Source organism: Spirosoma lituiforme (assembly GCF_054776635.1).
Window position 1 is genome coordinate 387,454 of sequence record NZ_BAAHBO010000004.1, and the last position, 21,533, is coordinate 408,986.

Here is a 21,533-nt window from a genome sequence, read left to right on the forward strand (position 1 = left end):
TCATCAATCAAAACAAAAAAGGCGTTTCCCGACGGGAAACGCCTTTTTTGTTTTGATGGCCGGCTCATTGAACCTTAGCCCAGATCATATCCGCAATCCGCTGCATACCCGCATCATTCGGGTGAGCGGCCACACCAGGATTTGCATACTGAGTGGCAAAATACTGACTCTGCCCAACCATGCAGGAAAGATCAACCAGGGCGTGCCCTTGCTCGATCGTTACCTTTCGAATGACCGCGTCGGCCAGTGGCTGCTGCCAGAGGCCGGTTGTGCAGACAACCCTTACCGGCTGGCCGTACGTAGCCAACCCATTCAGCAACTGGCGTAGCTGGAACTCAAACCCTCGTTTCAGTACTTGCGAATCATCAATATTCTCGCCCAGCCGCACAACAATCAAATCGGGTTGAACCTGCTGCAGGGATTGGCTGAATTCGTCAGTGCTGTAGCCTGTCGTTCCGAACTGTCGCTCAAAATTACCCCCCGATTGAAGCGTAATGGTCATATCGGGATAAATCGCCCGCAGCCGACCCGTCAATAAATGAACGAAATCTTTTTCGGGGGCCGAAGCCGCCATTCCATTGTTGTTAAACCAGCCCAGATCGGGCGATGGTGCGTGGCTCATGATGCTGTTCCCGATCACCAGCATCCGCTTAAAGTAAAGGGTAAACGGGGCCGACGACCGGCTAAGCGAGACTTTACTGCCCGAACGAATTCGACTCAGCACGTTACCTCCCGTGACTAGAGTGAACTGCTTGCCCGCCGTCCAACTAAGGCCATTGTCCAGCGAGTATTCAATAACCGCTCCCGTGGGCAGCGTATCAGCCGTTAAGCTCACCTGTGTACGAATGTGAAACGTACCGCCATCTGGCGAAATAAGGGGGGCGGGTACTTTCAGGGTATCAATCTGGGGAGTGGGTGCTGGTGTACTGGTTGTTGAGGCAACAGGCGACGTTACCGTTGTACTCGACCCGGCCGATGTGGTACAGGAACAAGCGGTGGTCGATGCCGTACCTGTTGGTTCAGGAGTAGCTTTATTACCCACTGCAGCCGGGTAATCCTGTGTGCAACGACTACAAGTCAACAAAGCAGCCAGCGCGAAAGCGAATGCCCCTGTTATGCCGGATCGGCATTGGTACAAAAATTCGTCCAGGCTACACATGGAATCATCTGATTATATTCATACCATTTATGAGGCAAGGCAAAATAATTACTTTCGCCCCACAAAGTATATTTTTGCGCTAATCTGGCCCCATAAGTGACCTAAAATTGACTAAAGCAGTCAAAAACAGCACATTACTTTGTTAACTCCTCTACTGATGATGTGGTTTCCAAGTTTACGTTAATGGATGTTTTGAGTCGATTTATATAAAATGAAACGCTTACTTTTGTATCCATCCCACTAAAGTGAATAATTATGCTGTTCAGTTCAGCAATTTTTCTATTCCTGTTTTTACCTTTTTTTCTACTCGTATACTATGTACTGCCCAAACGCTGGCATAACGCTTTTCTGTTTGCCGCCAGCCTGTGTTTCTACGCGTGGGGCGAAGGGCTGGTCGTAGTCGTCCTGCTCCTGTCGGCGCTGATTAACTACATGGCTGGGCGTCTAATCGAACAGGGACGGCGACGGGCAGGTCTGTGGCTTTCGCTGGCGGGTAGTTTATCCCTGCTTTTCTATTACAAATATGCCAACTTTTTTGTCGACTCTGTCCGTAGCCTAGCCAGTTCTTTTGCGCTTCCGGTACCGGATAGTCTGGCATTATCCCACATTGCGTTACCCATTGGCATCAGCTTTTATACGTTTCAGGGCATTTCCTACACACTGGATATTTACTGGGGTCGCATTCGGGCCAACCGCAGTTTTCTGGATTACGGCACCTACGTGGCCATGTTTCCGCACCAGATAGCAGGTCCTATTGTCCGATACGCCGACATTGCTCCCGAACTAGCGGAACGCACAACGACTATTGAAAAATTTGGCGTTGGGGCCGAGCGGTTCATTTTAGGGTTAGCCAAGAAGGTGCTTCTGGCCAATACCTTCGCCAGTTTAGCGGATACCATCTTCAACGCCCCGATCGATTCGTACCCAACGGCAACGGCCTGGCTGGGCATTGTGGCTTATTCCTTACAGATTTATTTCGACTTTTCGGGCTATTCGGATATGGCCATCGGACTGGGCAAAATGGTTGGGTTCGACTTTAAAGAAAACTTCAACTATCCCTACGTAGCCCGCTCCATTCAGGACTTCTGGCGCCGGTGGCATATCTCGCTGTCCAGCTGGTTCCGCGATTACGTATATATACCACTGGGCGGAAACAGAGGCAGTAAATTACGAACGTACCGAAACCTGCTGATCGTCTTTTTCGTCACGGGCTTGTGGCACGGGGCCAGCTGGAATTTTATTATCTGGGGCCTTTATCACGGTGTGTTTCTGCTCATCGAACGGGCTGGGTTAGGCAGACGTCTGGAGCGGATCTGGCCACCTGTTGCGCACGCCTACACGATACTCGTTGTTCTGATTGGCTGGGTCTTCTTCCGCATTGAAACCCTTCCCGAAGCGATTCATTTTCTTCAGAAAATGCTTGGCCTGGGGGCGCAGCCGTTGTCCATTGTGGCGTATCCACCCGCCTATTTTCTGACCGGCGAACTGGTTGTGTCGCTCTTGCTGGGGTTCATACTGGCTACCCCGGTTTACCCCTCTTTCCAGCGGGGTTGGGAACGCTGGCTGGCTCGTCTGGTACTCATGCGCCCGGTTCTCAATTCGGTGTACGTTGTTGGTCTGTTTAGTTTGTTTGTATTAGCGGTCATGTATCTGGCGGCCGATACCTACAATCCGTTTATCTACTTCCGGTTCTAGAGACAAGCCCATTCATCCACAGCCTAATGGTACAGTCATCGCCCGTTCGGACTACACGTCAGCCGTTCCATCTCTGGACGCCCCCCACCAAACCACTGCCCTTTAAATCTACTTTGCTGAGTATTGGCTTTGCGTTCTTGCTAATTTTGCCAACCCTAGATCAATGGCTGGGTTTATCAGCAACGTTCAAGAGCCCGGAGAAACGGATTCTGTCTACCTTTCCGGAGGCCCGGTTTCCGCATGTGCTCACCTTCATTGCGCAGTTCAACACTTACTATAAAGAAAATTTTGGCTGGCGGAATGCCCTGTTCTATCAGTACAGCCAGTGGAAATACAAAGTTCTGAAAACATCCCCCCTACCCGATAAGGTCGTGATGGGGAAAAATAACTGGTTCTATCCGGGCAATAGTATGGGCCATGTGGCTGACCAGCATCGGAATCTGTACGCGTTACATCCGGATACGCTGGCGTCCATGGCGCGTCACCTGACTCACTTCCAGCGCCAGTTTAGCGCACAGGGAGCCAGGTTGTATGTACTGGTTGCCCCCGACTCGTACTCGATTTATCCCGAGAACTTACCCAATTACTTGCCGATCAACGCAGGCGTGTCTAATTTTGACCGGTTCAAAACCTACATGAGTCAACATACGACCGTTCCGATAATAGATGTTCGCCAGGCATTGATCGCGGCTAAAGCAGACCGGGTCACTTACTGCCAGACTGATACCCACTGGAATGAATACGGTTCGCTGATTGCCTCATTGACAACGGTGAATCGACTGCGGAATGATTTTCCTCAGTTACCCGTAGCCCGTCTAACAGATTATACTATTTCTCCGGTAAAAGGAGTTGGCGGTGATCTGGTGACGATGCTGGCGCTGAACCGTGAACTTGTTGACTCAATAGCTTATAAAATTAAACCAGCCAGGTTTCTGCTTGCTCAAAATACTGAACTAATTGACAACCTTAAGAATGGGTTGCCATCTCAACGATTTGTTACTTCCTCAAGCCAGTTGCCGAAGTTGTTGCTCATTGGCGACTCCTTTAGCTTCTCAATGAATCAGTCGCTGCCGGGTTATTTTCGGGAGTCGTATCTGGTTCGCGATCATACGTGCGATATGAAGCTGGTTAAAAAAGAGCATCCTGACATTGTCGTTTTTGAGATTGTTGAGCGAAACATTGGTTTTCTAGGCCAGTTATAGGCCTTAAAAACAACATGAATAGTAGCCGCACTCGTATAGTTGCTGTCGTTTTTGCCCTTGTCCTCCTCTTGCCAACCCTGGATCAGGTATTGGGGCTTTCGTCGCGATTCAGCAGCACCGAAAACCGGCAGTTGAAAGGCATGCCTCCGCTGAATTTCCCGCATGTCCGCAGTTTTGTCAAACAGTTTGATCGATACTACAAAGAAAATTTCGGCTGGCGAAACGCCCTGTTTTATGTCTACAGCCGCTGGAAATTCAATGTTCTGAAAGAATCCCCCTTACCCGAAAAGGTTGTTGTGGGCAAAAATGGCTGGCTGTATCTGGGCAACAGCTACAATAAAGTCGTTGATCAGCACCGGGGTTTGCAGCCGCTCTCGGCCGACTCGGCACGGCGTATCGCGAGTCATCTGATTCAGCGGCAGCAGGAACTGGCGGAACAGGGGGCTGCGCTGTATGTTTTTATAGCACCCGATTCGCACTCGATCTACCCCGAATTTCTGCCCGACCACCTGCAACAAAGCAGGGACTCCTCCCGGCTGGATGTACTTAAGCAGGCCATTGCTCAGACGAACCTGCGCTTCGTCGATAGCCGGGATACGCTTCGAGCTGCTAAACGCGACCATGTCGTTTATTACCAGACCGATACGCACTGGAATGAGTACGGCACCCTCATTGGTTGCGCCACGCTGCTGAACCGCATTCGGGAAGACCAGCCCGCCCTACCGCCGGTTCGTCTGGCCGATTACCATATTGAGCAGCAAAAAGGAGGAGCGGGCGATCTGGCCACCATGCTTACCCTGCAAAACGAGCAGAAGGACCCCGTTTATTATTATATCAAGCCAGCTCCTGAGCGTAGCGCCCACCAATTGGCGCTTATTCCCAACGAAGCCATCGGCTACCCGTCGACCCGGTTCAGTGGGCCGGGCCCAGGGCGACTGCTCTTTATCGGTGATTCATTCAGTCACGGCATGATGAACTACTTACCCGGCTACTTCCACGAATCGTATTTTATGCGCGGCAGCAAGCTGGACCCTGCTCTCGTGAAAGCAGAGCGGCCTACTGTCGTTGTTATTGAAGTAGTGGAGCGTAATATTTATCAGCTGGCCACCTTTTAACGGCGTTCCAGCAAGCTGTAAACGCCGATGAGTTGATCGTAACGAAAATAGGTCTCTACCTATCCATTACGATCAACTCATCGGCGTTCAGTACGTTTACGAAACCTCTTTAACTCGGTAACTCGGCAATAACGGTTACGCCCCCTTTAGTGACGTCGCCAATGCTGACCTTAATTTCAGCGTCCAGCGGCAGAAATACGTCTATCCGCGAGCCAAATTTTATAAATCCGAACTCTTCTCCCTGCTTAACGGGCTGACCTTCTTTTACGTACCAGATAATGCGTCGGGCTACAGCGCCGGCAATTTGCCGAAACAGGACCATCGTTCCGTTAGCGGCCTCAACGACTACCGTTGTGCGTTCGTTTTCGGTACTCGACTTAGGATGCCAAGCTACCAGATACTTACCTGGAAAGTACTTAAAGTAGCGCACCGTGCCCGAAATGGGGTTCCGGTTAACGTGTACGTTGAGCGGTGACATGAAAATAGACACCTGCCGACGGTTGTCCTTGAAGTACTCGCCTTCGATGGTTTCTTCAATGACGACGACTTTCCCATCGGCGGGGGCTATTACCTGCTTTTCGCCGGTAGTGAGCAGTCGGTTCGGAATACGAAAGAACTGTACGATCAGCACAAAAAGAATCAGACTTATTATAGCCGATAAGATAATTGCGGTCGAATTATCGGAAAATAAATAATAGTACGCTAACAGATTTATAGCCAGCAAAACCAGCCCTGTTGTTAGCATAATGGTGAATCCTTCGCGGTGTAAGCGCATAAATAAGTTATATGGTATACAGTAAACGATGTGTTTTTAATGCATCAAGTATGAGCAAAATTAACCATCATACCGTACACATCATACACTTTATGCAAATCAGTAACCGCCACGGTATTTATACGTGCTGGCTACTTTATCAATGGCAACAATATAGGCGGCCAAACGCATAGGCACTTTGTACCGCTGCGATGTATCGAACACACGATCGAAGGCGTCCTTCATGACCCGGTCGGCCCGACGGTTTACGCGATCAAGCGTCCATTTGTAGCCAATGCGGTTCTGTACCCATTCGAAGTACGATACCGTAACACCACCGGCATTGGCCAGAATATCTGGAACGACCAGAATCCCTTTACTATTAATGATCTCATCGGCACTGGCCGAGGTTGGGCCGTTAGCGCCCTCCACGATCATTTTAGCCTGAATCGAGGCTGCGTTGTCTTCAGTGATGACATCTTCCTTCGCAGCAGGCACCAGCACATCAACGGCCAACGAGAGCAGTTCTTCATTCGAGATTTTTTCGGCTCCCGTAAATCCTTCCAATGTGCCTTTGTTTGCATTTCGGTAAGCAACCGCAGCCGTAATATCAATACCGTGCTGGTTGTAGTATCCTCCCGAAATATCGCTCACGGCCACTACGGTCACGCCACGCTCGTGGAGTAGCTCAGCCGCAAACGAGCCGACATTACCAAAACCCTGAATAGCCGCCGTTGTTCGGTAGGGATTCATCCGTAATTTATCCATTGCGGCCAGCGCGGCCACTGTAACGCCCCGTCCGGTAGCTTCCGTGCGGCCGAGCGACCCCCCCAATACCAGCGGCTTACCCGTTACCACACTGTTAACCGTCATGCCTTTGGCCTTTGAGTATTCGTCAACGATCCAGGCCATTTCCCGTGGTCCGGTCCCCATGTCGGGCGCGGGTATGTCACGATCGGGCCCAATAACGTCGAGCATGGCTACGGTATACTGCCGGATAAGTCGTTCGATCTCGCCAGCCGACATCTCCCGCGGGTTACAGGCGATGCCTCCTTTGGCCCCCCCGTATGGAATATCGACTACGGCGCATTTCCAGGTCATCCAGGCGGCTAGCGCCCGAACTTCATCAAGATGTACCGCCGGATCGAGCCGGATACCGCCTTTGGCAGGCCCCAGAATATTGGAATGAATCACGCGGTAGCCTTCAAACACTTTGATGGCTCCACTGTCCATTGTAACGGGTAACCCAACGATAACCTGCCGGGCCGGCACTTTCAGAATGTCGTACATTTCGTCCGAAATTCCCACCAGTTTGGCCGCAGCATCGAAACGCGACATCATCGATTCGAGTGGATTCTCTTTGTCTTTTATCGGAGCTGGTTCAATATATCCCATGTCTTTACTTTTACTTCTTTCTTAAAACGAATTTGATTGTGAAGTGTCTTACAAACTTAACAAATGAAAACTGATGTTGTGAAATGCCTATTTTTTCTAAGATTAATGTAATATTAAGAAACCATATAATCATTCATAATTTGTTTTTATTACGATATACTTTGCCCATTACTGTAACTCAAACCGTAGATTAATTCGCGGAATTAGCAAACATCAATTTAGTAGATTTTCAAAAAAAACAGACTTCTGATCAATTGTTCATTGAATTAATGATGACAAAGCGTTAATTTTGTACCCAAATAAGGTACACACCATCTAATGTAGCACTTGATATGCTTCAGGAAGAAAAAAAGCGTTATTCAGAAGATGATCTGAAGGAATTCGAAAAGCTGATTGGTCAGAAGCTCGATGATACGCGTAGTGAGTTGAACTACATAAAAGAATCGCTAAGTAAACGCAACGATAGCGGCACCGATAACACGTCAGGCAATTCAAAATTATTGGAAGACGGTGCTGATACCAGCGAACGCGAAAATTTAAGTCAATTGGCTGCCCGTCTTCAAAAGTTTATTCAGCAGTTGGATGCGGCTATGGTACGCATCAAAAACGGAACATACGGTGTCTGCAAGGATACAGGTAAGCTGATTCCTAAGGAGCGGCTCCGGGCTGTTCCACATACCCAGCAAACAATCGAAGCCAAGCTACGACAGTCCAAATAACAACCTGACATTCTGACTGTTAGGCATAGCTAATTTGGTGTTCATAATAGGCTCTTCTCAAAATGGCTCCGATGCAGTATGCATCGGAGCCATTTTATTTTCCTCACATTCTTAAAACAAAATGAGCGTTTTCTGGTAATTACGGCATAAAGACATTTAATTATCTGAAACCATGTTCGAACGCCTGGAAGAAATTCGGGAAAACATATTCCGTTATCTGGAAGCCCGCATCGAGCTATTTACACTGGAAAGCCGGGGAAAAATTGAAGAGGGTGTTGTTGTGGCGGTTCACAGTGTTGTGTTGGCCTTGCTATCAACAATGACCCTTATTTTCGTATTTAGTTTATTAGCTGCTTACCTCAACGAAGTAACGAATAGTAAATACCTCGGCTTTTTAATCGTAGCCGGGTTTTTTCTGCTTTTGACAATTATTTGGTTGACCGCTAAAGACTTTGTCAAATCAAAAATCCGGGTACTTGCTTATAGTGCTTTGAAGAAAAATCAAGAGAAAAAAGTGGAAGAAAAATCAGAAGCGGTTGAAGAATTGATGGCGCAAACACGTTCCTCCACAAACAACACCGGTTCGGTGCGATAACCAAACTCAATTTTTCTGACAAACAAGTAGCCAATCCCAAACAAATCGATTCATTTTTTACGAGTCAAGGACGAACGACAATGGAAGATCCTAAAGTACCTTTTGCCGATACAACGGCTCGCCGGGCCCAGTTGATGGCCGCTACCGAACGCTTCAAAAGTTCAATTTCTGACAATGTCGAAGCGATAAAAGGCGACGCGACGGAAGTGGGTAAAACAACAGCGTTTGTAGCGGGTGCTGCTTTAGCCGTATATTTGGTTGTTAATGCTATTCTGCCCAAGTCTGACGAGTATCGTTATGCCGAAAAGTACGGCGAACCAGACGACGAGGATTTTGATTATGACGAAAGCGACGCAGACGGCGAACACCATCCGCGCCTGTATGGTCAGAAGTCAATAAAACAGAAGGCAGATAAAGCGCAAAAGTCAGCAGCCGCAAGCGGACTGATTGGTGGACTGATTACATCAGTATTAACCAATATCGCTCGCGAGCAGCTAACCGGATTTTTAGCCCGCATACGTACTAATAATGCCATCAATCCAACCGCCGAGCCAACCCAGTACCATAAACAGGCCCCCACAGAGCCTGTTAACTACACTACGGGAATATAAATTATCTGGCCGCAAAGCATTTGCCGTTCTGCTCGATCCTGATAAGATCGAGCAGAACGCATTTTCCGAATTACTTGTCCGCACGGCAGTTTATCCCGTTGATTTTTTTCTGGTTGGGGGTAGTCTGGTGACGGACTATTCGCATAAAGAAGTCATTGCGGCCATTCGCCGTCAGTCAGCAACGCCTATCATTTTGTTTCCCGGCAATCCACTGCACATCGAATCTTCGGCGGATGCCATCTTTCTGTTGTCCCTCATTTCAGGCCGCAATCCGGATTTTTTGATCGGTCAGCACGTCATTGCGGCCCCATTGCTCAAGAAGAGCAGGCTGGAAATCCTGCCAACGGGCTATATGGTGGTCGATAGTGGCACGCAGACGACAGTTTCCTACATCAGCGGTACGATGCCGCTTCCTCACGATAAGCCCGGCGTAGCGGCCTGTACGGCCATGGCCGGCGAAATGCTTGGCTTACAGCTCATGTATTTGGATGCAGGCAGTGGCGCTCGTAAACCGGTATCACCGGAGATGATCGCAGCCGTTCGTAGCGTGGTTGATGTTCCCATCATTGTTGGGGGTGGTATCAATTCGGGCGAAAAAGCGTATCAGGCCATGAAAGCGGGCGCCGATTTAATCGTTGTTGGCAACGGTATCGAGCAGGATCCGGATTTGTTACCGCAACTGTCAACAGTCGTTCGGGAGTTTAATCAGTCAGCTGTAAGAGCTTAATCTATGAAGCGTTCTGTCTCAACCTGGCTGCTGCTGGCAGCTATCGCCCTCTCACCCATCTTTTTTGGTACCAACGTTGCTGCCCAGGCGCAAAATGGCAAAGTGTATACCATTCCTGAGCGCCAGCCTGAATTTCCGGGCGGAAAAGCTGCATTAAGTACGTATCTGGCCGAAACCATTCGTGTTCCCAACTCGGTGGCCAAGAAAAGTTACGATACAGGCCCGATATCAGCGCGTTTTATCATCGATGAGTTAGGCTACGTACATGATATCCGAATCACGATGAAGCCGCTCGATAAGAAAACGCTGAAAAATCTGGAGGGCTTCATGACAAACATCATTTCGTCAATCGAGAAGATGCCGCGCTGGGTACCCGGCGAAGTTGGCGGTAAACACGTATCCGTGTTCTACACCCTTCCTATCGAAATAAGCCTGCGCTGATTTACGATCAAACCACAAACGAGAGAACGTCACAAACGGCCGACGCTGGATTACTCCTGCCTCCTGGCCGCTTGTGACGCTCTCTCGTTTATTACGATGCTCCTTACTTATACATTCATCAGTGATTCCCGACGGCGCATTTTCCCGGCGGGGATGCCAAACATCATCTTGAACCGACGGCAGAAGTAAGCCGTGTCTTTATACCCAACTTCGGCACCGATGGCCCGAATGCTCTTTTTGCTTGTGCGTAATAACCCAACGGCTGCTTCCATGCGCTGGTATTCGATGTAGTCCTGCGGGTTGATTCCGGTCAGCATCTTGAAATACTGGCCCACGTAATCCTCCGAAACGTTGGCTACGTTGGCAAGCACCTTGTTCGACAGATCGCCCCCGAGGTTTTCTTTGATGTAAGCAAAGATGTCGATCAGACGTGGATCCTTGAAATACGTACTGTTGGTAACGAGCTGCTCGACGAACAGGTGGTTTTTCAGAATGTACCGAACCACCTCAATAACGATCTCTTCCGTCTTGATCTTGATAATTCGTCCTTTACCGGCCAGATCGGTCATTTCTTCCGCCAGAATCTGATCAATAGTCGTTGCCAGATGCTCTTCCCGCTTGATGATAAACGGAGGAACATCGAGTGAGTTGAAGAAGTTGACTGAGTCAAAGACCTTGGCTTCAAACGATACATACCCAAACGAGTTCGGCAGGTGGCCGATCAGCTTTGGATCATGGTTACCTTCCCAATACGACTCCCGGTGCGTCATGAATTCTTCATTCGAGACGATTTTAGGGTTTGTCGGGTCGCCGTAGGTAACCGTAACGTGTTTGCCACCCGGAATAAACAACATATCACCCACATCTACCTTTATCTTTTCATCGCCAATGGATACGTCGCCATTGAATAAAATGAGTAGTGTGTTTTCAACATCATAGAAATTTTTGATGGTGATCGGTTGTAAAATCCGAATGTTGCGGGCCTTAATAAACTTCACGCCCAGCGATTCGATTATTTTATTATAGTCTTCCATAGCCGAAGGTGTGTCTCCCCAGATTGTGTTTGTGCACAAAGTTGCACAAAACTAATAATTTGTACAAAACTAATACAAGTATAAAAGTTTCCAAATAATAAAAAAAATAGTGCGTATTCGCATTGAACACGCACTACACCTTTAGAAAAATTCTATTTTACCAAGAAATTACTCAGCGTATCAGCTCCCGGGCTATTACTAATTTTTGTATTTCAGATGTACCTTCATAAATCTGAGTAATTTTTGCATCCCGCATTAACCGTTCTACGTGGAATTCTTTTACGTATCCATAGCCCCCGTGAATCTGTACAGCTTCGGTTGTGGCCCACATAGCTACATCTGACGCAAATAATTTGGCCATTGCCGCTGCCTGAACGTAATCTTTGTGCTCATCTTTCAGGCGGGCAGCTTTGTACACAAGCAGGCGAGCCGCTTCAATTTTGGTTACCATCTCGGCCAGTTTGAACTGAATAGCCTGATGATCAAATATTTGTTTGCCAAAGGCTTTCCGTTCCTGGCTGTACTTCAAGGCCAGCTCATACGCGCCGGCTGCAATGCCCAGCGCCTGAGCCGCAATACCAATACGCCCACCATTGAGGGTCGACATGGCGAACTTGAAGCCAAATCCGTCATCGCCGATGCGGTTCTCCTTCGGTACGTGAACGTCTGTGAACAGAAGCGAGTGGGTATCCGATGCCCGAATGCCCATTTTATCTTCTTTCTTGCCCACAACAAAGCCGGGCGTTCCTTTCTCCACGATCAGGCAATTGATTCCGCGGTGTTTCTTCTCCCGGTCCGTTTGCGCAATAACCAAGCAAATACCGGATGACCCACCGTTTGTAATCCAGTTTTTTGTCCCGTTCACTAAATAGTAGTCCCCTTTATCGTCGGCAGTAGTCGCTTGCGAGGTAGCATCGGACCCGGCTTCGGGTTCCGACAAACAAAACGCTCCCAGCGTTTCACCGGAAGCCAGCCGGGTTAGGTAGTGTTGTTTTTGCGCTTCGGTGCCGTACGCTTCCAGCCCAAAGCACACCAGCGAATTGTTGACCGACATAATAACGGAAGCCGAAGCATCAATTTTGGAAATTTCTTCCATGGCCAGCACGTACGAAACAGTGTCCATACCACCCCCACCGTAGTCGGGTGACACCATCATGCCCAAAAAGCCAAGTTCGCCCATGCGTTTGACTTGCTGAGCCGGAAAACGGGCTTCGTTATCGCGCTCAATAATGCCGGGTAATAATTCATGTTGGGCAAAGTCGCGGGCGGCCTCCTGCACAGCAAGATGCTCCTCCGACAAATTAAAATTCAATCCCTGTAAGTCCAGCGTTGCTGTTGCCATCTGAATTGCGTTTAATTACCATTAATCGTTTCTTGAGAAGTGAGTCAGACCAGAGAAATGAACGAACTTTCGTAAACATTAAACTCTATATTCATTGACTAGGGTAAAAATAAGAAAAAATAGGCAATTAGTATGCTTGCATACCATTTGCGTTATTTACTACGCGTAGCATACGCTAAATTAATGATGCTTATGATCGCGGGTGGTTTGACGAAGAAAAGATAAATGCCTGAACCGACGTATTCCCCTATGCTCGCAGCCGATGGTGCACAAGAATTTTTAATCGACGATAGTCGCATCACGTACCGGAAATACGGTAATGGGTTGGCGGTATTACTGGCGTTTCATGGCTTTGGGCAGGATCACAAGGCGTTTGGCCCACTCGAAAAAGCCCTGGATGGCCGATTCACCTTATACGCCGTTGATCTATTTTTTCACGGTAATAGCCAGTACACAGGATCGAGTCTGCTGACCAAAAGCAGGTGGAGCTACCTGATCGACTGCTTCTTAGCTACTCAGTCTATCGACCGATTTTCCATAGTGGGATTCAGCCTGGGGGGCCGGTTTGCGCTGGCAACCGCCGAAGCCTTCGCGGATCGGCTCGACCAACTCCTGCTGATTGCGCCCGATGGCATTACCCTCAATCGCTGGTATTGGCTGGCAACAGCCTCCCAACCGGGCCGCTGGCTCTTTCGGTACACATTGCGGCATTTATCGATGTTGACTACATTGGGGCATGCCCTCACGACGCTAGGTTTACTCAACCGGACAGTGATGCGCTTCGCCGAAATTTCGTTGGGTACGATTGACCAGCGCACACAAGTCTACAACAGTTGGACCCAATTCCGCCAAATTCATTCAGACATGAGCACAGTCGCGGAACGGCTGAATAACCAATCGACCCAGGTTCGCTTTTTTACCGGAGCCTTCGACCGGATTATTCCCGGTTCGTACATACTGCCCTTTACCCGGCAACTCCATCACTATGAGTTAACCGTGTTCAAAACGGGTCATAACCGATTGATTGACCTGGTGGCCGAACATCTCTGAGTGGCAGCCGACAGAACCGACAAATGCTACTTGAGCGACCGCTGAATGACCTGCCATAGTCCGGCAATGGAAACGACAATCAGGCCAATGATAACGATTTGCGTCCAGGAACTCTGGTTCGGATTTTCGAGTAATGCTTTGATTTCGCGGGCTTCGTGACCAGACCAGATCGCGATCAGGGTGCGGGGTGTCATGCCCAGAAAGCCCCCCAGGAGAATGTTTCTCAACTTCGCGCCCGATAATGCAAACAGCAGATTGGTTAAGCCAAACGGGAGAATGGGCGATAATTTGGCGAAGAAGATAACCTCCAGTTCGTTATTCAGGATACGGTCCAGCACTGACTGCGCTTTGGGATTTCGGTTCAGGAAAGCCAGAAACCGATCGTGGTCGAGCCAGCGTACCAGTAGGTTAATGAACAGAATACCGCCGAAATTGATCACAAACAGGGGTAGCACCGCATTCCAGCCCAGAAAGTAACCAAAAATCAGCGCCAGCATTGTGGGCGGGGTAAGTCCGGCGGAGGTGACAGCACAAATAACTGTTATGGTTGCCCACTGCCAGGCCGTAAAGCTGGCAATAGTAGCCTCGTGAACTACGGCATAGTAGGTCAGCAGGGACGTAAAAACGATAGGTGTTACCGATAACGCCAGACCCGCCAGGGCCGGACCAGTAAGCGATTTAGGAATGGCGAGTTTCACATTCTATCAAACGGGCAAATGGCACTTGTGGTTTGAGTTGTCGCAAAACGTACCATTCCACACGACAATCTTCGTTACATTTGAGTATGAAATTCGGAACCAAAGCCATCCATGCCGGTATTGAACCGGACCCCACAACGGGCGCTATTATGACGCCCATCTACCAGACATCGACCTACGTTCAGGAGTCGCCGGGTAAGCACAAAGGGTACGAATACGCTCGCACCCAGAACCCCACCCGAACGGTGCTGCAAAACAACCTCGCTGCTCTCGAAAACGGCAAGCATGGCATCTGCTATTCGTCGGGTCTGGGCGCAACAGATGCTATTTTGAAGCTATTCAAACCCGGTGATGAGATCATTGCCAGCAACGATCTTTACGGCGGCACGTACCGGATCATGGTACGGGTCTACCAGGAGTTCGGGCTTAAATTCACGTTCGTCGACCTGTCAGACGCGGCTAATCTGGAAGCCTTGATCACCCCGGCCACGAAAATGGTCTGGATCGAAACACCCACGAATCCGTTGCTGCGTCTGGTCGACATTTCGGCGGTGGCTGCCCTCACCAAGCAGCATCAGATTCAGTTGGTGGTCGATAATACGTTTGCTTCGCCTTACCTGCAAAACCCGCTCGATTTAGGGGCCGATATGGTCATGCATTCCGTCACCAAATACCTCGGTGGCCACTCCGATACGGTTATGGGTGCCATTGTTCTGAACGATGATGAAACCGCCCAGCGCCTGGCTTTCATTCAGAATGCGTGCGGAGCGGTACCCGGCCCACAGGATTGTTTTCTGGTGTTGCGCGGCATCAAGACCCTGCACATCCGAATGCAGCGACACTGCGAGAATGCCCAGAAAGTGGCGGAGTATCTGCAGCAGCACCCCAAAGTAAGTCAGGTGCATTACCCCGGCCTGGAGTCGCATGCCGGTCATGAACTGGCTAAACAGCAGATGCGCGGCTTCGGGGGTATGCTTTCCTTCGAATTGAAGGGCGATTCGATGCCCGAAGCGGTTCGGGTCATGGAGAGTTTTGAGGTGTTTTCACTTGGCGAATCGTTGGGGGGCGTTGAGTCGCTTTGTACACACCCGGCCAGCATGACGCACGCCAGCATCCCGAAGGAGGAACGGATCAGGAATGGCCTCAAAGACACCCTCATCCGGCTCAGCGTCGGCATTGAGGATGTAGAAGATCTAATTCAGGACCTGGAACAGGCTATTGGTTAGAACCGGGATTTATGTGATTTAGAGTTCTGATGGCGCAAGGCTAGAGCCTTGCGCCATCGCGTGGGCATTCCATAAGCTAACCTAGAAACGAATGCGCACGCCCGCCAGAAAATTCCGGCCAGCCTGCGGATAGTATCCATTGTCGGCGGCTACTTTTCCTTCCGAAATGTAGGCATACGTATAGCCGTTCGATTCGTAAAGTTCGTTCAGCACGTTGTTGAACAACACAGTGAACGCAATTTCTTGTGCGAATTTGGGCCTTACGGTGTAAATCAGGCGAATGTCGTTTGTAAAATACGAGTTCAGCTTGCGGTTTTCGTTGGCGGTATTGTCCATGTATTGCTTGCCGACATACTTCGACAAAAGCCCCAGCTCCAGCCCTTTCGCCGGCGTAAACAGCAGCTGCGATCCGGCAATTACGTTTGGTGAGAACGAAATATCCGTCTGGCCATACTGACGACTTTCCTGCTGTCCGTTATCAAAATTATCCAGGTACTCCGTAAAGTTTTTCACCCGGTTCCGGCTGAACGTTGCGTTAACGTTCCAGCGCAGCTGTCGGGCCAACCGAGCCCCGGCTTCCAGTTCGATACCAGCCCGGTAACTCGATGGAATATTCACTCGGTTGTAAGCCCCCACATCGTTTAACTGACCCGACAAAACCAGTTGATTGGTGTAGTTCATAAAGTAAGCATTGGCCGTAAAGGCCAGCTTCTCGTTCTGAACTTTATACCCCGCTTCGTAGTCGATCAACTTCTCGGACTTCGGTCGGCTTTCGGGGGTCGACTGTGTATAGTCGTTTCGGTTGGGCTCACGCTGGCCCACTCCTACCGACGCATAGACGGTACTACGATCGTTGATAGTGTAGGTAAAACCTGCCTTCGGATTGAAGAACGTCAGTTTGGCATCCTGCTGAACATTTTGTAACTGACTGTTGAACCCCAGAAATGAGTAGTTGATAGTACGAATCTGGGCATCGACAAAAGCGTTAAGTTTTGGCGTGAACTGATAAAAGGCTTTCGCGTATACGTTGAAATCACGTTTGGTTGCGTCGTCCTGGTAATACCGGTCACGAATATTCGTATTGCCAGCTACCCGCGACCAGATAATTTCGCCGTAATGAATGCCCTTGTACTGATTCCAGCCACCACCAATATTGGCCGTTAATTTGCCGAAGCTGTTATAATCGAAAGAGAAAACACCCCCGTAGAAGTCATTATCGAGCCAAAGTCGCCGAATCAGATCCGTCTGACGGATGGTTGAATCGCCAATACTAACGTTGGGCAGGCCATAACTACTGAATTTGGCTGCCGTTTTAAATTCCTCGTAATATCCTTTGCCTTTAGTATAAAAGAAGGACAGATTGGCCCGCCAGTTTTTGCTGAGTTCATGCGAGCTGATCAGTTGGTAATTGTCCTGCTGGTAGTTATCCGTCTGATTATCGTAGGTAAAAGAATTGTAGGTTCGGTTGGTTGTCAAAAACTCCTCCGGCACACCGTTCCAGGCCTGGTAGGTTTTTTCCTGACCCGAGAACACATTGAGCCGGAAAAAACTCTTTTTCGTGTAGTAGCCACCGGAAAGGTAAAGCGACTTCAGATCGGAGAATGCCCGATCAATGTAACCATCAGAATAGATCTTGGATAAGCGCGCGTCCAGCACAAAATGATTGTTGAGCAAACCCGTTCCGGCCAGGACGTTTACCTTGCGCGTTCCGAACGAACCACCCGACAGATTTACCTCGGCATAAGGCTTTTCTTCCAGCTTGTTGGTTTGAATATTGACCGATGCGCCAAACGCCCCGGCTCCATTGGTTGATGTACCCACACCCCGCTGAATCTGAATGGAACTGACAGACGAAGCAAAATCAGGCATGTTAACAAAAAACGTTCCCTGCGATTCGGCATCATTGTACGGAATACCATTGAGGGTAACGTTGACCCGCGTTGCATCGGACCCGCGAATCCGAATACCAGTATAACCTACACCCGCTCCGGCATCGGACGTAGTAACGATTGAGGGGGTGAAATTCAGCAGTTGCGGAATATCCTGACCCAGGTTTAGTTTGTTCAACTCCCGGCGCGTTACGTCCGTGTAGGCGATGGCCGATTTCTGGTTGGCCCGGGTAGCACTTACCACCACTTCGTCGACGGCAACGGCCGTTTTCGATAATTTTATCGATAATACGTCGTTTTGAGAAAGATCAATCGCCTGGCGCTGCGTCTCGTATCCCAGCATAGATATCTGCAGAGCTATAGCCGTGGACTTCAGATTGGTCAGTTGAAAAGCGCCGGTAGCATCGGTAAACGTACCTTTATAGGTGCCTTCAACAACAACAGCGGCTCCCGGCAGCGGGCCGCCATCAGCATCACTGACTTTACCGGAAAGGGTAAGCTGTGCCCAGGCAGGCAGGGTCGCTAACCACAACAGGGTTACACAAAAGGGAATATAGACCGTCGTTTTTTTCATTACGAAAAACTGCTGACGGTAGGCAAGGGGCCAAACCTACCTTTGATTAGGTATGATTTTTGCAAACACTCACAGACACGATCTGCGAATTCATTTCCCTTCGCAGCATTACCCGCGCAGGTTCAATGGGTATAATCTCAGCCCGTTAGGTTTGGGCACCCCTTAATAAGATTAGCGACGCAAAGTTAACTCAATTTTAACAAAACAAGATTTTGCGCTTGGTCGTTTTTATTTTCGAACTAGTCTATTGACGTATGAATGAGTTTGATTTAGTTGTATTACAGGAAGATATAGCCGGTGGACGCTTGAAAATGGGTGACGTTGGTACGATTTTAACCGTGTACAATGATGGCCAGGCATTTGAAGTTGAATTTGTCACGCTGACCGGCGAAGCCATAGCTATTGAAACATTATTAGCCCATCAAATCAGGCCCGTACGGTCGTCGGAAGTGCTGGCTGTGCGTGACATGACCTTGCAGGAGCAAAATGAATCGTAAACTTTTGAGGCATACCCTTTTCCGTGATTGTAAATATTCCTAATTTTGCACTCCAAATTGCAAAATCATGAGCAAGAAGAATCCAGGCCTGGACTTTTTAGAAGACCCGGACGCATTAGAAGGAAAATTAGAAGACGTTGGTGATTATTTCCAGCAGAACAAAAATATTGTTCTAGGCATTCTTGGCGGGATCGTCCTGCTGGTTGTTGGTTTCTTCGGCTATCGGTACTACATAAGCACCCAGGATGAAGCAGCACAGGTAGAACTGTTTCCGTCGGTTTATCAACTGGAAGCTGATTCATTGAAAAAAGCCCTCAATGGCGATGGCAAAAACCCTGGCTTACTGGCTGTTGCGGACAATTATGGCTCCACACCAAGTGGCAATTTGGCCGAGTTTTACGCCGGTGTCGGCTTGATAAAAGAGGGGAAGTACGATGAAGCCATTGATCACCTGAAAGGTTTCAGCTCATCGGATTTGCTAGTTCAGGGTCGTGCCTACGCACTCATCGGCGATGCTTACATGGAGAAGAAAAGCTTCGGTGAAGCGGCTGATTATTACCGGAAAGCGGCTGATTACAAACCAAACAAATTTTTTACGCCTGGCTACCTCATGAAGCTAGCCGTTGCCTATGAGCAGGCCAAACAGAACGATAAGGCCATCGAAGCTTACAACGAAATTATTGAGAAATACAGTCAATCCGCCGAATTGGGCAACGCGAAGAAGTACAAATCCGTACTTGAAGCAACGGTTGGCGAGTCATAAGCGTATTTGACTAAATCAGTACAGCAAAGGACAAAGCCGACCCGGTTTTGTCCTTTTTTTTTAACTTTTGTCCCGCTGGCGTTTCAGTAGACTAGGAAAGAACAACATGGCATCAGACTTAAAAAACCTCAGCGTCTTTTCGACAGACGAATTACCCGATATAACCGATCGGCGGTTTGGCATCTTAGTGTCCGAATGGAACACGGAGGTAACCGAAGCCCTCTTTGAAGGAGCCTATAAAACACTGCTTGAGCATGGCGCAAAGCCCGAAAACATTATTCGCGGTAATGTGCCGGGTAGTTACGAATTGAGTCTGGCCTCGCTGTGGTTTGCACAGCGTGACGATATTGACGCTATTATTGCCCTTGGCTGCGTCATTCAGGGCGAAACCAAACACAATGACTACATCAACCATGCGGTGGCGCAGGGACTAACCAACGTTAGTCTGAAGACAAGCAAGCCCGTCATTTTTGGTGTACTAACCCCGAACGACCAACAACAGGCTCTCGATCGGGCAGGCGGGAAACACGGCAACAAGGGTGACGAAGCGGCCATAACTGCGATCAAAATGCTCGGCTTACAACAACAAGTTTATAGTAAATTCTAATGAGTGAACGAGCGAACGAGTGAAGGAGCGAAAGCTTTCCAGACACTCCATCGCTCTGGCACTCATTCACTCTTTCACTCCTTAAACATGCACGTCTGGAAATTTGGTGGCACATCGGTCGGGAAGCCCGAGCGTATGCACTCCATCCGTACTCTGATTACCAGTGACGATACCCGTAAAATCGTCGTTCTGTCGGCTTTGTCTGGTACGACCAACGCCCTGTTGGCTATTGGCGAATCACTGAAGGCCAATAATGACGCCGAAGCCAACACGAAAATCGACGCCCTGAAAGCGCATTACGACGAGTTTTTGGGTGAACTGTATAAAACGAACGAAGGAAAATCCGCCGGTCAGCAACTGGTTGACAGCGAGTTTTCGTTTATCCGGTCGTTAACGGGTATCAAGCCATTTACGCTCAAGCAGGAGAAGGAACTGGTGGCAGAAGGTGAATTGCTGAGTACACAGATTTTTCAGGCGTATCTGGACGAGGAAGGTGTTCGTTCGGCGCTGTTGCCGGCGCTGGAGTTCATGCGGATTGATGCCGATAACGAACCTGAAATTCAGTATACGGAACAAAAACTGGGTGAACTGCTGCCCCCCCACAACGACAAGCAAATTATCGTTACGCAGGGTTTCATATGCCGGAATCCACGGGGCGAGGTCGATAACCTCAAACGGGGTGGTTCAGATTACACGGCGTCTCTGATTGGCGGTGCCATTCGGGCGGAGGAGATCCAAATATGGACCGACATCGACGGGATGCACAACAACGACCCGCGTATCGTTAAAAATACGTTTCCCGTTCGCGAGCTGACGTTCGATGAAGCCGCTGAACTGGCTTATTTCGGGGCAAAAATTCTGCATCCGTCGACCATCACACCCGCTCGGATGTTTGGTGTACCGGTACGGCTGAAAAACACGATGGACCCCGTTGCGCCGGGTACGCTTATTGCCGACCGTACATCCAGCGAGGTATTCAAGGCAATTGCGGCCAAAGACGGCATTACGGCGTTGTACATTCACTCGACCCGTATGCTGAATGCGTATGGGTTCCTGCGCCGTATTTTCGAGATCTTCGAGAAATACAAAACGCCGGTCGACATGCTGGCCACGTCTGAAGTGTCGGTATCCGTTACGATTGATAATACCGAGCGGCTTCAGGAGATTACAGACGAGTTAAATACGTTCTGTACGCTCGAAGAACCAGACCACGATCAAACGATTATCTGCATTGTTGGCAACTTCAGCGCCGATAACGAAGGGGTTGCCGTTCGGGTGTTTAATGCCATGAAAAACATCCCGATTCGGATGATTTCGTATGGTGGTACGGAGAGCAATCTGTCGCTGCTGGTTCACGGCCGTTATAAAGCCGAAGCGCTGAATGCCCTAAACGAGGGGTTGTTTGCTGTCTAGTATTATAGCCTGGGCCCTAAATGGTTT

General features: G+C 49.2%; 21 protein-coding genes. 14 read left to right on the forward strand and 7 right to left on the reverse strand.

Going from position 1 to position 21,533, the window contains the following annotated elements; translation table 11 throughout:
• Window positions 1–64: 64 nt before the first annotated feature.
• A complete protein-coding gene (locus ACYU87_RS17005; RefSeq protein ID WP_461135275.1) occupies window positions 65–1,159 on the reverse strand; it encodes an SGNH/GDSL hydrolase family protein in 1,095 nt (364 codons plus the stop codon).
• A gap of 255 nt (window positions 1,160–1,414) precedes the next feature.
• On the opposite strand from ACYU87_RS17005, the gene ACYU87_RS17010 reads away from it, so the two are divergent.
• From ACYU87_RS17010 to ACYU87_RS17020, 3 genes are read left to right on the forward strand one after another with little or no spacing between them, the layout of a single operon-like run.
• Window positions 1,415–2,854 carry an MBOAT family O-acyltransferase gene (locus ACYU87_RS17010; RefSeq protein WP_461135276.1) on the forward strand — a complete coding sequence of 480 codons (1,440 nt, stop codon included), beginning with the start codon at window positions 1,415–1,417 and terminating at the stop codon, window positions 2,852–2,854.
• A gap of 26 nt (window positions 2,855–2,880) precedes the next feature.
• Window positions 2,881–4,056 (forward strand): alginate O-acetyltransferase AlgX-related protein, encoded by a 1,176-nt coding sequence (locus tag ACYU87_RS17015; protein WP_461135277.1) that lies wholly within the window; start codon window positions 2,881–2,883, stop codon window positions 4,054–4,056.
• A 14-nt stretch (window positions 4,057–4,070) separates the two neighbouring features.
• Window positions 4,071–5,171, forward strand: coding sequence for an alginate O-acetyltransferase AlgX-related protein (locus tag ACYU87_RS17020; protein ID WP_461135278.1), 1,101 nt, complete (start codon window positions 4,071–4,073; stop codon window positions 5,169–5,171).
• A gap of 109 nt (window positions 5,172–5,280) precedes the next feature.
• Here the strand turns inward: ACYU87_RS17020 and ACYU87_RS17025 are convergent, their stop codons facing one another.
• Together ACYU87_RS17025 and ACYU87_RS17030 are read right to left on the reverse strand one after the other, a co-directional pair.
• Window positions 5,281–5,946, reverse strand: coding sequence for a phosphatidylserine decarboxylase family protein (locus ACYU87_RS17025; protein WP_461135279.1), 666 nt, complete (start codon window positions 5,944–5,946; stop codon window positions 5,281–5,283).
• A 99-nt stretch (window positions 5,947–6,045) separates the two neighbouring features.
• Window positions 6,046–7,320, reverse strand: coding sequence for a Glu/Leu/Phe/Val family dehydrogenase (locus tag ACYU87_RS17030; protein WP_461135280.1), 1,275 nt, complete (start codon window positions 7,318–7,320; stop codon window positions 6,046–6,048).
• Window positions 7,321–7,652: 332 nt separating this feature from the next.
• Between ACYU87_RS17030 and ACYU87_RS17035 the strand changes: the two genes are divergently transcribed.
• The 5 genes from ACYU87_RS17035 to ACYU87_RS17055 all read left to right on the forward strand — a co-directional run bounded on the left by ACYU87_RS17035 (window position 7,653) and on the right by ACYU87_RS17055 (window position 10,413).
• Complete coding sequence (locus ACYU87_RS17035; RefSeq protein WP_461135281.1) at window positions 7,653–8,039, forward strand: TraR/DksA family transcriptional regulator; 387 nt, start codon at window positions 7,653–7,655, stop codon at window positions 8,037–8,039.
• Window positions 8,040–8,211: 172 nt separating this feature from the next.
• A complete protein-coding gene (locus tag ACYU87_RS17040) occupies window positions 8,212–8,634 on the forward strand; it encodes a phage holin family protein (RefSeq protein WP_461135282.1) in 423 nt (140 codons plus the stop codon).
• An 80-nt stretch (window positions 8,635–8,714) separates the two neighbouring features.
• On the forward strand, window positions 8,715–9,245 hold the full coding sequence (locus ACYU87_RS17045; protein ID WP_461135283.1) for a hypothetical protein: 531 nt from the start codon (window positions 8,715–8,717) through the stop codon (window positions 9,243–9,245).
• On the forward strand, window positions 9,163–9,972 hold the full coding sequence (locus tag ACYU87_RS17050; protein WP_461135284.1) for a phosphoglycerol geranylgeranyltransferase: 810 nt from the start codon (window positions 9,163–9,165) through the stop codon (window positions 9,970–9,972). The genes ACYU87_RS17045 and ACYU87_RS17050 overlap by 83 nt, the downstream gene beginning before the upstream one ends.
• Window positions 9,973–9,975: 3 nt before the next feature.
• Window positions 9,976–10,413, forward strand: coding sequence for an energy transducer TonB (locus ACYU87_RS17055; RefSeq protein ID WP_461135285.1), 438 nt, complete (start codon window positions 9,976–9,978; stop codon window positions 10,411–10,413).
• 107 nt (window positions 10,414–10,520) lie between these two features.
• Here the strand turns inward: ACYU87_RS17055 and ACYU87_RS17060 are convergent, their stop codons facing one another.
• Both ACYU87_RS17060 and ACYU87_RS17065 read right to left on the reverse strand, forming a co-directional pair.
• The gene (locus ACYU87_RS17060) at window positions 10,521–11,447 is read right to left on the reverse strand and encodes an AraC family transcriptional regulator (protein WP_046578520.1); all 927 of its coding nucleotides are present in this window, start codon (window positions 11,445–11,447) and stop codon (window positions 10,521–10,523) included.
• Between the two features lie 172 nt (window positions 11,448–11,619).
• Window positions 11,620–12,789: an acyl-CoA dehydrogenase gene (locus ACYU87_RS17065; RefSeq protein WP_461135286.1), complete on the reverse strand. Its 1,170-nt coding sequence runs from the start codon at window positions 12,787–12,789 to the stop codon at window positions 11,620–11,622.
• A 249-nt stretch (window positions 12,790–13,038) separates the two neighbouring features.
• On the opposite strand from ACYU87_RS17065, the gene ACYU87_RS17070 reads away from it, so the two are divergent.
• Window positions 13,039–13,839, forward strand: coding sequence for an alpha/beta hydrolase (locus ACYU87_RS17070; protein ID WP_461135287.1), 801 nt, complete (start codon window positions 13,039–13,041; stop codon window positions 13,837–13,839).
• A gap of 26 nt (window positions 13,840–13,865) precedes the next feature.
• On the opposite strand, the gene ACYU87_RS17075 is transcribed toward ACYU87_RS17070, so the two are convergent.
• Window positions 13,866–14,537: a TVP38/TMEM64 family protein gene (locus ACYU87_RS17075; RefSeq protein ID WP_461135288.1), complete on the reverse strand. Its 672-nt coding sequence runs from the start codon at window positions 14,535–14,537 to the stop codon at window positions 13,866–13,868.
• 86 nt (window positions 14,538–14,623) lie between these two features.
• Here ACYU87_RS17075 and ACYU87_RS17080 point away from each other — a divergent pair, with 86 nt between their 5' ends.
• Window positions 14,624–15,763: a cystathionine gamma-synthase gene (locus ACYU87_RS17080; RefSeq protein ID WP_461135289.1), complete on the forward strand. Its 1,140-nt coding sequence runs from the start codon at window positions 14,624–14,626 to the stop codon at window positions 15,761–15,763.
• A gap of 81 nt (window positions 15,764–15,844) precedes the next feature.
• Here ACYU87_RS17080 and ACYU87_RS17085 read toward each other — a convergent pair whose 3' ends face one another.
• Window positions 15,845–18,226, reverse strand: a complete 2,382-nt coding sequence (locus tag ACYU87_RS17085) for a TonB-dependent receptor (RefSeq protein ID WP_461135290.1) — start codon at window positions 18,224–18,226, stop codon at window positions 15,845–15,847.
• Between the two features lie 254 nt (window positions 18,227–18,480).
• Here ACYU87_RS17085 and ACYU87_RS17090 point away from each other — a divergent pair, with 254 nt between their 5' ends.
• The 4 genes from ACYU87_RS17090 (at window position 18,481) to ACYU87_RS17105 (ending at window position 21,506) form a co-directional block, all read left to right on the forward strand.
• Window positions 18,481–18,723, forward strand: a complete 243-nt coding sequence (locus tag ACYU87_RS17090; protein ID WP_461135291.1) for a DUF4926 domain-containing protein — start codon at window positions 18,481–18,483, stop codon at window positions 18,721–18,723.
• 67 nt (window positions 18,724–18,790) lie between these two features.
• Window positions 18,791–19,486 (forward strand): tetratricopeptide repeat protein, encoded by a 696-nt coding sequence (locus tag ACYU87_RS17095; protein WP_461135292.1) that lies wholly within the window; start codon window positions 18,791–18,793, stop codon window positions 19,484–19,486.
• Window positions 19,487–19,592: 106 nt separating this feature from the next.
• Complete coding sequence (gene ribH, locus ACYU87_RS17100) at window positions 19,593–20,093, forward strand: 6,7-dimethyl-8-ribityllumazine synthase (protein ID WP_461135293.1); 501 nt, start codon at window positions 19,593–19,595, stop codon at window positions 20,091–20,093.
• An 87-nt stretch (window positions 20,094–20,180) separates the two neighbouring features.
• Window positions 20,181–21,506 carry an aspartate kinase gene (locus tag ACYU87_RS17105; RefSeq protein WP_461135294.1) on the forward strand — a complete coding sequence of 442 codons (1,326 nt, stop codon included), beginning with the start codon at window positions 20,181–20,183 and terminating at the stop codon, window positions 21,504–21,506.
• Window positions 21,507–21,533: the final 27 nt, after the last annotated feature.